General features: G+C 38.6%; 7 protein-coding genes, 2 tRNA genes and 3 rRNA genes. 8 read left to right on the forward strand and 4 right to left on the reverse strand.

Going from position 1 to position 13,501, the window contains the following annotated elements; translation table 11 throughout:
* Window positions 1-45 precede the first annotated feature (45 nt).
* From G7051_RS10060 to G7051_RS10090, 7 genes are all read left to right on the forward strand, one after another.
* A 16S ribosomal RNA gene (locus tag G7051_RS10060) occupies window positions 46-1,573 on the forward strand.
* 157 nt (window positions 1,574-1,730) lie between these two features.
* Window positions 1,731-1,804 (forward strand) — tRNA-Ile (locus G7051_RS10065).
* 32 nt (window positions 1,805-1,836) lie between these two features.
* Window positions 1,837-1,909, forward strand: a tRNA-Ala gene (locus G7051_RS10070).
* Window positions 1,910-2,031: 122 nt separating this feature from the next.
* Window positions 2,032-4,920, forward strand: a 23S ribosomal RNA gene (locus G7051_RS10075).
* A 116-nt stretch (window positions 4,921-5,036) separates the two neighbouring features.
* Window positions 5,037-5,147: ribosomal RNA gene (rrf, locus tag G7051_RS10080) — 5S ribosomal RNA — on the forward strand.
* Together the 16S, 23S and 5S rRNA genes with 2 tRNA genes alongside form the textbook arrangement of a ribosomal RNA operon.
* A 225-nt stretch (window positions 5,148-5,372) precedes the next feature.
* Complete coding sequence (locus tag G7051_RS10085) at window positions 5,373-6,836, forward strand: MAC/perforin domain-containing protein (RefSeq protein WP_166199994.1); 1,464 nt, start codon at window positions 5,373-5,375, stop codon at window positions 6,834-6,836.
* A 202-nt stretch (window positions 6,837-7,038) separates the two neighbouring features.
* The gene (locus G7051_RS10090) at window positions 7,039-8,139 is read left to right on the forward strand and encodes a glycosyltransferase family 4 protein (RefSeq protein ID WP_166199996.1); all 1,101 of its coding nucleotides are present in this window, start codon (window positions 7,039-7,041) and stop codon (window positions 8,137-8,139) included.
* A gap of 14 nt (window positions 8,140-8,153) precedes the next feature.
* On the opposite strand, the gene G7051_RS10095 is transcribed toward G7051_RS10090, so the two are convergent.
* Window positions 8,154-9,209 (reverse strand): glycosyltransferase, encoded by a 1,056-nt coding sequence (locus G7051_RS10095; protein WP_166199998.1) that lies wholly within the window; start codon window positions 9,207-9,209, stop codon window positions 8,154-8,156.
* Window positions 9,210-9,408: 199 nt separating this feature from the next.
* On the opposite strand from G7051_RS10095, the gene G7051_RS10100 reads away from it, so the two are divergent.
* Window positions 9,409-10,533: a glycosyltransferase family 4 protein gene (locus tag G7051_RS10100; protein WP_166200000.1), complete on the forward strand. Its 1,125-nt coding sequence runs from the start codon at window positions 9,409-9,411 to the stop codon at window positions 10,531-10,533.
* Window positions 10,534-10,535: 2 nt separating this feature from the next.
* Here G7051_RS10100 and G7051_RS10105 read toward each other — a convergent pair whose 3' ends face one another.
* The 3 genes from G7051_RS10105 to G7051_RS10115 all read right to left on the reverse strand — a co-directional run bounded on the left by G7051_RS10105 (window position 10,536) and on the right by G7051_RS10115 (window position 13,457).
* Entirely contained in the window at window positions 10,536-11,582 is a 1,047-nt protein-coding gene (locus tag G7051_RS10105) for a glycosyltransferase family 9 protein (RefSeq protein ID WP_166200002.1), read from the reverse strand.
* A gap of 13 nt (window positions 11,583-11,595) precedes the next feature.
* Window positions 11,596-12,342, reverse strand: coding sequence for a lipopolysaccharide kinase InaA family protein (locus tag G7051_RS10110; protein ID WP_255493182.1), 747 nt, complete (start codon window positions 12,340-12,342; stop codon window positions 11,596-11,598).
* 314 nt (window positions 12,343-12,656) lie between these two features.
* Window positions 12,657-13,457 carry an META domain-containing protein gene (locus G7051_RS10115; RefSeq protein ID WP_166200004.1) on the reverse strand — a complete coding sequence of 267 codons (801 nt, stop codon included), beginning with the start codon at window positions 13,455-13,457 and terminating at the stop codon, window positions 12,657-12,659.
* Window positions 13,458-13,501: the final 44 nt, after the last annotated feature.

The following is a 13,501-nucleotide window of genomic DNA, read 5'->3' on the forward strand; positions in this document are numbered from 1 at the left end:
AGTGAAAAAAAAAGACAAACGCTTCCAAGAATATAAAAAAGATATACAAAGAAGAGTTTGATCCTGGCTCAGGATGAACGCTAGCGACAGGCCTAACACATGCAAGTCGAGGGGTAGCATGAAGTAGCAATACTTTGATGACGACCGGCGCACGGGTGAGTAACACGTATGCAACCTACCTTCTACAGGGGAATAGCCCGGAGAAATTCGGATTAATACCCCATAACGCAGGGATACCGCATGGTAATATTTGCTAAAGATTAATCGGTAGAAGATGGGCATGCGTTCCATTAGCCAGTTGGTGAGGTAACGGCTCACCAAAGCAACGATGGATAGGGGAACTGAGAGGTTTATCCCCCACACTGGAACTGAGACACGGTCCAGACTCCTACGGGAGGCAGCAGTGAGGAATATTGGTCAATGGACGAGAGTCTGAACCAGCCAAGTCGCGTGAAGGATGACTGCCCTACGGGTTGTAAACTTCTTTTGTATGGGAGTAAAAAAGGTTACGTGTAACCTATTGCAAGTACCATACGAATAAGCATCGGCTAACTCCGTGCCAGCAGCCGCGGTAATACGGAGGATGCGAGCGTTATCCGGATTTATTGGGTTTAAAGGGTGCGTAGGCGGGATAATAAGTCAGCGGTGAAAGTTTGAGGCTCAACCTTAAAATTGCCGTTGAAACTGTTTTTCTTGAGTATATTTGAAGTAGGCGGAATTCGTGGTGTAGCGGTGAAATGCATAGATATCACGAAGAACTCCAATTGCGAAGGCAGCTTACTAAACTATAACTGACGCTGAAGCACGAAAGCGTGGGTATCAAACAGGATTAGATACCCTGGTAGTCCACGCCGTAAACGATGATTACTAGCTGTTTGTGATATTACAATAAGCGGCTAAGCGAAAGCGATAAGTAATCCACCTGGGGAGTACGCCGGCAACGGTGAAACTCAAAGGAATTGACGGGGGCCCGCACAAGCGGAGGAACATGTGGTTTAATTCGATGATACGCGAGGAACCTTACCCGGGCTTGAAATGCATCTGACCGGCTTGGAAACAGGCCTTCTAGCAATAGCAGATGTGTAGGTGCTGCATGGTTGTCGTCAGCTCGTGCCGTGAGGTGTCGGCTTAAGTGCCATAACGAGCGCAACCCACATTGTTAGTTACTAACAGGTCAAGCTGAGGACTCTGACAAGACTGCCAGCGTAAGCTGTGAGGAAGGTGTGGATGACGTCAAATCAGCACGGCCCTTACGTCCGGGGCGACACACGTGTTACAATGGATGGTACAGAGGGTCGCTACCTGGTGACAGGATGCCAATCTCCAAAGCCATTCCCAGTTCGGATTGGAGTCTGCAACTCGACTCCATGAAGCTGGATTCGCTAGTAATCGCGCATCAGCCATGGCGCGGTGAATACGTTCCCGGGCCTTGTACACACCGCCCGTCAAGCCATGGAAGCTGGGGGTACCTGAAGTACGTAACCGCAAGGAGCGTCCTAGGGTAAAACTAGTGACTGGGGCTAAGTCGTAACAAGGTAGCCGTACCGGAAGGTGCGGCTGGAACACCTCCTTTCTGGAGAAGCCTTGTCTTAAAAAGAGACCCTTTTAAAGAAAAGGAATCTACCCGATGTCTAATGTCTTTTCAATGTTTCAATAACTATGTACAACCTAACAAAATAAGAGAACAGAGAAGCTGTGTATCCACAGTTTCAGGCGCACAAGAACAAGCCAGTCCTATAGCTCAGTTGGTTAGAGCGCTACACTGATAATGTAGAGGTCGGCAGTTCAACTCTGCCTGGGACTACAAAGTACGAAGGAAGTCACGCTTCCCACTACGGGGATTAGCTCAGCTGGCTAGAGCACCTGCCTTGCACGCAGGGGGTCAACGGTTCGAATCCGTTATTCTCCACAATACCTATCTAATAGGTAAACGATCTTTGACATGATGTAAAAAAGAGCAAGTAAAAATATAACGAGTATATATCAAACCGGTATATAAGCGTTCTACGGAACACTTATAAATCAGGCGAAGAAAAAAGTAAATAAGGGCACATGGGGGATGCCTAGGCTCTCGAAGGCGAAGAAGGACGTGATAAGCTGCGAAAAGCTTGGGGGAGGAGCAAATATCCATTATATCCCAAGATCTCCGAATGGGGCAACCCGGCGGTTGAAGAAACCGTCATCTGGTCTAACCAGAAGCAAACGTGGGGAACTGAAACATCTAAGTACCCATAGGAAAAGAAAACAAAAGTGATTCCCAGAGTAGTGGCGAGCGAAATGGGATTAGCCCAAACCAATAATGTTTCGGCATTATTGGGGTTGTAGGACTGCGTCGTGGCAAGAAGTTAGAGTAGTAGAACGATTTGGAAAGATCGATCACAGAGGGTGATAATCCCGTATACGAAACCCTAACCAAGCCTAGCAGACTCCTGAGTAGTGCGGGACACGAGAAATCCTGTATGAATCCACCGGGACCATCCGGTAAGGCTAAATACTTCCGAGAGACCGATAGTGAACCAGTACCGTGAGGGAAAGGTGAAAAGAACCTCGAACAGAGGAGTGAAATAGACCCTGAAACCATGTGCCTACAAGCGGTCGGAGCCAGTAATGGTGACGGCGTGCCTTTTGCATAATGAACCTACGAGTTACTCTCATTGGCAAGGTTAAGTACTATTAGGTACGCAGCCGAAGCGAAAGCAAGTCTTAACAGGGCGCTTAGTCAATGGGAGTAGACGCGAAACCAAGTGATCTACCCTTGAGCAGGTTGAAGGTTGGGTAACACCAATTGGAGGACCGAACCGGTAAGCGTTGAAAAGCTTTCGGATGACTTGAGGGTAGGGGTGAAAGGCTAATCAAACTTGGAGATAGCTCGTACTCCCCGAAATGCATTTAGGTGCAGCCTCGGCTTATAACTTATGTCAGGTAGAGCTACTGATTGGATGCGAGGGCTTCACCGCCTATCAAGTCCAGATAAACTCCGAATGGGCATAAGTTTTTACCGGGAGTGAGGGCATGGGTGCTAAGGTCCATGTCCGAGAGGGAAAGAACCCAGACCATCAGCTAAGGTCCCCAAATACATGTTAAGTTGAATTAACGAAGTGTTGCTACAGAGACAGCTAGGATGTTGGCTTGGAAGCAGCCATTCATTTAAAGAGTGCGTAACAGCTCACTAGTCGAGTGGCGATGCGTGGATAATAATCGGGCATCAAACATGTTACCGAAGCTATGGGATAAAATATTATCGGTAGGGGAGCATTCCGTTCAGCGTAGAAGGCGTAGCGTAAGCTACTCTGGAGCGTACGGAAAAGCAAATGTAGGTATGAGTAACGATAAAGGAGGTGAGAAACCTCCTCGCCGAAAGACTAAGGTTTCCTGATCAACGCTAATCGGATCAGGGTAAGTCGGGACCTAAGGATAAGCCGAAGGGCGATTCCGATGGACGAAACGGTTAATATTCCGTTACTACTGTATAGAGTGATGTGGGGACGCAGAAGTGAAACTACTGCCATCTGACGGAATAGATGGTTAAAGAGTGTAGATGTTGATTTCGGTAGGCAAATCCGCCGAGAGAGTCGAACTTGAAAGTATGACGAGCCCTTGTGGCAAGTTAAAAATGTAGGTAAACAAACTGCCAAGAAAAACCGCTAAACGCTAATCTATATCGTACCCGTACTAAAACGGACACACGTAGTTGGGTTGAGTATACTAAGGCGCTCGAGTGATTCACAGTTAAGGAATTAGGCAAAATGACCCTGTAACTTCGGGAGAAAGGGTACCTACAGCAATGTAGGTCGCAGAGAATAGGTCCAGGCAACTGTTTAACAAAAACACATGGCTATGCAAATTAGAAATAAGAAGTATATAGCCTGACACCTGCCCGGTGCTGGAAGGTTAAGAGGAGAAGTCATCAGCAATGAGAAGCTTTGAATTGAAGCCCCAGTAAACGGCGGCCGTAACTATAACGGTCCTAAGGTAGCGAAATTCCTTGTCGGGTAAGTTCCGACCTGCACGAATGGTGTAATGATCTGGACACTGTCTCAACTGTGAGCTCGGTGAAATTGTAGTATCGGTGAAGATGCCGATTACCCGCGATGGGACGAAAAGACCCCGTGAACCTTTACTATAGCTTTACATTGAATTTGGGCACTTGATGTGTAGGATAGGCCGGAGACTATGAAGCAGGTACGCTAGTATTTGTGGAGTCACCCTTGAAATACGGCCCTTTAATTGTTTGAATTCTAACCCGTGGATACGGGGACACTGTATGGTGGGTAGTTTGACTGGGGTGGTCGCCTCCAAAAGAGTAACGGAGGCTTCTAAAGGTGCGCTCAGAACGATTGGTAACCGTTCGTAGAGTGTAATGGCATAAGCGCGCTTGACTGAGAGACCGACAAGTCGATCAGGTAGGAAACTAGAGCATAGTGATCCGGTGGTTTCAGTATGGAATGGCCATCGCTCAAAGGATAAAAGGTACTCCGGGGATAACAGGCTGATCATTCCCAAGAGCTCATATCGACGGAATGGTTTGGCACCTCGATGTCGGCTCGTCACATCCTGGGGCTGGAGAAGGTCCCAAGGGTTGGGCTGTTCGCCCATTAAAGTGGCACGCGAGCTGGGTTCAGAACGTCGTGAGACAGTTCGGTCTCTATCTATCGTGGGCGCAGGATATTTGCGGAGATCTGACACTAGTACGAGAGGACCGTGTTGGACAGACCCCTGGTTTACCGGTTGTTCCGCCAGGAGCATCGCCGGGTAGCTAAGTCTGGATCGGATAAGTGCTGAAAGCATCTAAGTACGAAGCCGGCTTCAAGATAAGATATCCTTATAAGGGTCGTCGAAGACTACGACGTTGATAGGCTACAGGTGTAAAGGCAGTAATGTCATAGCCGAGTAGTACTAATTGCCCGAAACTTTTTTCCATGACTCTGCCCAGAGTCTCGCCTGATTGACCCAGGTTTGCTACATACAAGTTATTTGAAAGCTCTTTTACATCATCTCAATTAAATATCTATTTATAGAGATTTAATTAAAAATATTAAGGTGGTTATAGCGTTGGGGATCCACCTCTTCCCATTCCGAACAGAGAAGTTAAGCCCAACCACGTCGATGGTACTGCCATTAGGTGGGAGAGTAGATAGCCGCCCTCTTTTTTTTAAATAGCCTCAGAGTATAAAACTCTGAGGCTGTTTTTATTATATATACACACTTTTACTGACACTCAACACACTCAAAACAAATACATATAGTAAGTAGCTATTTTATTCCTCCTTGAAATAGTATTCTTTTTTAGATTTTAATGAGTTTTTAGTTATGTTTGGTTTGTTTTTATTAAGGTATATTTACATATATTTTGTAAAACATATTATTTTATTATGAAAAATCTTTATCTATTTTTATTCCTATTAATTGGATTATCTGCGTGTACAGATAGTGATACAACTGATTTTAATACTGACACGGAGTTACGAAGTGCAGGAGATGGTTTATTTGATGTGCTTGGGTATGGCTACGATGTTACAGGTGAATATTTGCATCCTAAATCAGTAAAATTCAAAGTGTTAGATGTGGATAGATACAAGAAAGATTATCCTGGACGAATAGACCCAGGTACTCCTAATTGGGGATATGATCATGTATATTATGGATATTCTGCCGTAGATTATATTTCTGATATAACTAAAGAGAGTAATGTTGGGTTAAAAATTAAGAAAGAAACAAAAGGGTTTGCAGGGAATATTAAGAGTAATTCTTATTTAAAATCCGAGTTTTCGTATTCGTCAAAAAACTCGTTTGCTAGTGTTGATGCTGTTAGAAACCGTAAGTATCTTAGAATTAATGATGAACCATCTCGGTTGAAAAATTATTTATCTCCGGAGTTTATGGAAGATTTGAATAGATTAACAGCGGATAGAGTAGTTGAAAAATATGGTACTCATGTTTTAATTGATATCACTATAGGCGGGCGCTATAAAGTGATGTATAAGTCTACAATTTTCACATCTAAGGATGCAGCAACAAAGAAGAATACTGTATCTGCAGGGTTGGATTTTGTGCTGAAAGGTATAGGGTTCAATTTGAATGCTGATAGGACTCTGACAGTTAATGAAACTTTAGCAAAAGAAAATCATGCAAAGGAGTTATATGTTATGTTTTATGGAGGCAATGGGACGAATCTTAAGTATGATTTGGAAAAGGGAATGCCATCAACAGTTGATGTTGGAAGTTGGGAGAAGACAGTTAACTTGGATAATGCCACTTTGACAAATATTAATTGGAATGAGACATATCCTATTTATGATTTTATAACAGATGTGACTAAAAAAACGCAAATACAAGCTGCTGTAGAGAAATATATAGCTAATAATCAGCTTAAAGAAATGCAAGTTGAGCCATTACATAGATATTGGAATCGAAAATATCTGATGTTTTATCCAACATCTATTTATGGTGAATCTCACATCGGAAGCGATTGGAAATATGAAGGAGTTATAGGATATGTGAATAAAGTTCAATTACCAGGTACAGTAGCATTGCATAGATATTATAATAAAAAATATACGATGTTCTATTTAACTTCAATCTTTGGGGAATCAAAATTAGGTAGTGATTGGCAATATGAGGGTATAGTTGGTTATGCAAATACGACTCAAGTAGAAGGTACTGTAGCATTACATAGGTATTATAATAAAAAGTATACAATGTTTTATTTTACTTCTGTTTATGGAGAATCTAGAATGGGTGGTGACTGGCAATATGAAGGGGTTGTTGGATATGTTTATCCGACAGATATTCCATGTGTTGATACGGATAAATATCCTAATTTAACTCCATGGTAAGGTTTGGTATAACCTAATATATAGGTTATTTCTATATTTTTGATATTTATTTAAATTAGTCTGTAATTAGATTAATAGTATCATTATCTCAAATTAAGTAACTAAAAAACCTTTAGGAATTATTCCTAAAGGTTTTTTAGTTTATAGTACTTAGTAATATTCGGAGTTATTAGGATTCATAATCCTTTCTTATATTTGCAATATGAAAATAGTTTATCTTGTACGTGATTATATTAACTCAGGAGGTGTAGAAAGAGTAGTTGCTAATAAAGCTAATTACTTAGTTAATCATGGATATGAAGTATATATTGTTAGCTTATTCTATAAAGAGGACTTGCCGTTTTTTTATTTTGATTCGAAGATTACTTTTCACAGCTTAAATCTTATTGATGATAAGTTTATTAATGAGAATTTTGTACTGAAGCTATCTTCTTATTTTAATGAAATTAAGCCGGATATTGCTATTTCTACAGGTATTGGTCCTCTTAATTATTTGTATAAGGTAAAAGACAGTAGTAAGAAAATTCTCGAGCTACATTTTGCTAAGTATAAAAAGAAATATAAACTAGCGAGATTTGATTCCTTTCTTTTAGGAAGGTTATTTACTTCTATCTATAGTTATAAAAGAACAGCTATTGCTCGTAAATACGATGCATTTGTAGTATTGACGGACGAGGACCGTTTAGATTGGAGAGGATTAAATAATATTACTACTATACCTAACCCACTTTCATTTGTGCCGAATTCGTATTCTGATTTGAAAACAAAGAGAGTGATTGCTATTGGCCGTTATACTACTCAGAAAGGATTTGATCTGTTGATTGATATTTGGAGTAAAGTGCACCCTTATTTTCCGGACTGGAAATTATCTTTCTATGGGGTGGGAGGTAAAAAACGAAAGCTAGAAGATCAAGTCAAGCGGCTGAATTTGGTAAACTGCATAGAGTTAAATCCTCCAACCAAAGATGTAGAAGGTGAGCTGACCAAAAGTGCAATTTATGCTATGACATCCCGATATGAAGGCTTTGGATTGACTTTGCTGGAAGCGATGACCTGCGGTTTACCTGCTGTCTCTTTTGCATGTAAAAGCGGACCAAGAGATATAATAAAAGATGGAGAGGATGGTTTTCTTGTGAGTATGGGAGATAAAGACGGTTTTGCTCAGAAACTGTTACTGTTGATGTCAAATTCCGATCTAAGAAATGCTATGGGGGATGCTGCCCGCAAGAATGGGCTGCGATTTAAAGAAGACCAGGTTATGCCTAAATGGATTAATCTATTTGATAATTTAATGAAAGAATAATTTATTCTGTTCTTTCAAAGACTTCTATACAATTCTAAATATTTACTCATATGTCTTTCCAAAGTATACGAAAGACTATATCTTATTTGTTCTTCAATACGGTTTTTGTCTTCATAGAATGTACTAATATGTTCATTAATGAAAGAAGACATATGCTCCGAATTAAAGTTTTTAAAATAGTAAGAATATATGGATCCGACCTCAGGTAGACTTGTACAATCTGAACTGAACACCGGCTTGCCGAATTGCATCGCTTCTATTATCGGCATACCAAAACCCTCGAATAAGGATGGAAATAGAAAACCGTAACAATTCTTATACATCCAGATTTTCTCATTGAACAATATTTCTCCGGGCATAATTATATTGGATATATTTTCGTCTTTTATTCGTTGCAACATCTCTTGTGCATATTGGCTGTCATGATTGCCGCAAATATAGAGATCGTATTGAGGGAGCAACTTCATTGTGTCAAGTAATACATGGAAGTTCTTTTTCTTATTTATTCTACTTATACTAAAAAGAAATTTCCTTTGGTCGTTAATTATGAAGTGAGGTTTTATTGCATTTTCAAACCTAATATCTTTAATCCCGACATAATTTATAAGTGTTTGCTTATCGCCAATCTTTAGATGTTGTTTTACTTCGCTTTCAGTAAACTGAGATATGAATGTTAGTACCTCTGCCGAATCAATATACTGTTGTAATCTTTTGAGCCTCTTAGTTGCTTTTGAGTCAGACTTTTCATAAATGAAATTCAAGTCGTGTATCGAAAGTATTTTTTTTGTTCTTGGGTTTGTTGAAGAATACTTTGCTTGCTGTGTTGTATTATGCCATACATCAAAGCGTGGAAATAAAAAAGGAAATATTTTATATATACGCTTAACCGTCAGATATTGTATATGACTTCCAAACTTGTTGACATATGATTTGGGTACTAATGCGGTTATCTCCAATCCCTCAATCTTTTCGGGGTTTTCTTGTAGATAGTTCCCATAATAGGAGCATAGTTCACCAAATCCATTCGAAACTCCCAGATATCTAAGATCAATTAATATTTTCTTACCCATTGCAGATGTTTGTTTTACGTTTCAAAGTTAGTGAAATATATTAAGTAATATACAACTATGCTTAGCTACATTTCGTTGCGATAACAGGCTAATATAATTACAATTTATATCTAAGTAATAAAAAAGTACGGGCTCTTAATTTTTGCAGAAGTGCCTACTTATTACTTACATTTGTGGTATAATAAATACAAATGCATATATGAGAATAGCGTATTGTGTTCCAAGGCTTACAACCAGTGGAGGGATCGAAAGAGTTTTAGCTAATAAATCAAAGTTCTTGCTGGATCATGGATACGAAGTTTATTTTATATTGAGTGAGAAAACTGATGAACCTCCGTTTTTTGATTTTGATAAGCGAATAACCTTCTATAACCTAGGTTGTGAATTTACAGCTAGAGGGCTTAAGAAAAAAATGGTTCATGGAAAGTATAAGGACATATACTTAGAACGATTGGCTGCAACATTAGATGAAATAAAACCAGATATCACAATTTCCATATTTGATAAATATTCACGCTATCTCTACAAAGTAAATGATGGGAGCAAAAAGATAATAGAGCGGCATTTTGGTAAATATAAGAGGCCACGGTATATTTCGAAATTTGAAACCAATTCTTTGGGAAGGATACTTACTTATCTATACCGAAAAGCTGATTATGATATCGTGAAGCACTATGATAAATTTGTTGTACTCACCGAAGAAGATAAGAATTTATGGGGGAATTTACCTAATATTGTAGCAATACCTAATAGTATTTCTTTTATCCCTGAAATAAAATCAACAACCAAAGATCAGAGAATTATTGCTGTCGGGCGTGCCTCGAAGCAAAAGCAATTAGATGTATTGATTAGGGTATGGGCTAAAATTGCAAAAAAATATACTGACTGGAAATTGGTAACATATGGTAATGGCAATTTAGAATCTTTACGTAAGCTCGCAGAGGAATTAAAAATAGGAGATCAGGTTGAGAATAATCCGCCTACACATAATATTCAGGAGGAGATGGTAAATAGCTCTATATATGCACTGAGTTCTAAATATGAAGGTTTTGGACTAGTTTTAATTGAAGCTATGGCTTGTGGTCTTCCCTTAGTGTCTTTTGCCTGCAAATGCGGTCCCCGAGATATTATATCGGATGGAGAAGATGGTTTTCTGATAAAAGAGAATGATTTAGACGATTTTGCTGATAAATTATCTTTACTTATTGCAGATTCTGAACTGAGGCGAAAAATGGGTATAGCTGCTTCTCAAAATGTGCTTCGATTTACTGAAGATATTGTGATGAGCAAATGGATGTCTTTGTTTGACGAATTGGTCAATTAAAATTAAATATACTTTTCCAACATCTTATCGGCTTTTTCCCAGACTGAATCGATATCTATCAGAGCAAACTTCTCACTATAGGATAGTGTTTCATAGTTTTTAACATCAGATACGATATCCTTTAGTTCTATTCCCTGAAATCGTTCAGATTTATTTGGTAACCAGTTATCCAAAGGTATATTAGGGGGATAGATGGCAAAAGAAGGTATATCTAAGGCCTGAGAAATATGTCTGGTTCCTCCTTCATTACCAAAGAAGAAATTACTGTTGGCTAGTAAAGCAATTAACTCCCTTAGATTATTAGCTTCTATATTCGTGAATATATGTGGGTCATTATTCATGATTTCATGTAAGCGCTGAGCTGCTTCTTTTTCTTTATTGTCTCCAAAATTAAAGACTAGTTGTGCATCATACTTATTGATGATCCGTTCGAGGATGGTGCGCATTTTTTCCTTATCCCATACTTTATATTCTAATCGTGCTGTTACAGCACATACAATAACAGGTTTCGAAAAATCAATCCCTTTGCTTTCCATATATTCTCTATACTTGGTGTACTCATCTGTTGTATAGTATAATTTAAAGTGAGGGTTCTTTTTTACAATATAACCTGTATTTAGGGGGTCAAGTAAAGCTAAAGTCAATTGGGCATTATCACGAATGCCATCGTATTTATTATTAACCCTGTGGTTGTGTATAAGGTAATTGTATTTTTTTGATCTTCCTATTCGGTATTTTGTTCCTAAAGAGAAAATAGAAAAGAACAGGGTTTTTATTGTAGATCGTGTATCTATAATGATATCGTACTTGGTTTCTTTGACAATTCTCCTGCATTTTTTTATATAAGCAGTAATACTGTGCATTTCCTCATTGGTGAAGCTAATTACTTTATCAATATCAGGATGATGTTCGTATAAAGGTGCAATGTGCTCGTTTACTATATAGTGGATCTCCGAATCAGGAAAAGACTCTTTTAAAGAGGAACATAGCGAAGAGGAGATTACTGAGTCTCCAACTCTACGAAATCTGATAATTAATATTTTAGTCATTAGTTGTTGCTGTTTATGTATAAGCTTTTTTATCAGGATGTTTTTTTGTAAAATATTCCCAGAATTTTTTATGGTAAAGAAGTGTAAGTTCAATGCATTTGTCCTGATCAAAATTACGTGCCTTAGCATATTCTGAAGCGATAAATCTTATCATCTCCTCATTTCCCCACAGACGTCTAAAACTTCTGCAACCTAAGTCCATCGATATATTGCCAAAGTACATTCTGTTTAAGTCTACCAAATAAAAATGAAAGCTCTGCCCTTCTTTTTTATAGAGGATATTTCCCGGAGAATAATCAAGATGCAAAACTTCTTTTTGATGCATATCTGCAGTGAATTTAGCAAACTGGCTTAATAAATCTTCGCGACCTGCAAGTTCTCCGGTATTAAATTCTCTCATTAATCCGTCGAAGTTTTCCTGTATCGAAATATAGTAGCTCTGCTTGAAGAGAAAGCCTTGTTTACATTCTAAAAATGCTACGGGATCGGGCGTGTTTATGCCTTTTTCCAGAAGTAAATTTGCGTATTCAAAAGAACGTCTCGCTTTTGATATTCTAAAGTTATCATAAACAAACTGGTTGATTATATTAGGAACTTTAAAGGCTTTTACGTTAAGCCTTAAATCTCCGACAGGTATGTCCCTGATAATATTCCGTCCGCCAAACAGGACTTCTCCTTGTGTGTCGAAGTTAACAGGTAGTTTGCCTATAAATTCTTTGAGATGCTGGTATTTAGCGTTTATGACAATTTTTGTTTTCAAAATGAGAATATAAGTAAAAAGTAAAATTTACTGGTATGTTTTTTATTGGTAGGGGCAGACCTATGTGTCTGTCCTAAATAGGTGAACACACAGGTTCACCCCTACAACCAAAGCAATAAAAATGTCTGTGACCTTAATATCTTTATATGTTGTTTAAGACAAAGGTAATACATAAAATATAAAAGCAGTGAATAAATGATTCACTGCTTTTATATTTAAAGGTCTCAGACCTCTTTATTGCTTTAGTAATTATATTCAAAATAGCCGGTTATCGCAATAAAGTGCAGTAATGAATATATGTGTATATTACTTTTTTATTTTACGTCTTTTACAAAAGTAAGAACCGCTTTTCCTTCTTTAGAGAAAGTAATCTTATTCATAGAAGCTTCTAAAGTCGATGCTCCTGTTATGATTTGTGTGAATTTAGATTCACCTTCCATATTAGGACAAGCCATTCTTGTAGACATTACGGGACCCACTGTTATTGTTGTTCCTTCTATTTTGTAGGTTGCATTATAACGGTTGCATCCTGCATTTCCACCTAATCTGCTTTCGGCAAGGTCGAACGATATAGTTGGTTCTTTATCGGTAAACAATGCTTTTACATCACCATCTGCGATTGATTCTAATTTCCATTCTCCCGAAAGAAGAGATGTGTCGATACCTTTTTCAAATTCGGCAACAGTTTTTCCGTTATTAGACAGTATCAAAGTTTTATTATTAGCTAAAGAAACTTTATTAGACTGACCCAAAACTGTGTGGAATTGGTGTTCCTGATTTTCCTCAACACACATCATCATAGTTGAAGCTAAATTAGGGGCAGAAAGGATTCCCTTCGAATAAGTATACATTCCGGTATATCCGTTACAGCCTCCGTTTCCGAATATTCTGTTTTCTACAATATCAATGTTCATTGTAGGGATCTTTCCTTTAAAAAGACTTGTCGCGGGTTGACCGTTTAGTGATTTCAAAATCCAGGTTCCTGAAATGTTCGGAGTGTTTTCTCCGGGATAATCATTTTTAGCCGAATTTTTTGATGATTTACAACTTTGTGCCATTATACCTAACGATAGTATCATTACTAGCGCGAATGACAATTTTACCAATTTTTTCATTATTTACTCTATTTAGTATTACTTAATTATATAACAAACATCTG

Origin of the sequence: Dysgonomonas sp. HDW5B, from assembly GCF_011299335.1 — a bacterium.
Lineage (GTDB): Bacteria > Bacteroidota > Bacteroidia > Bacteroidales > Dysgonomonadaceae > Dysgonomonas_A.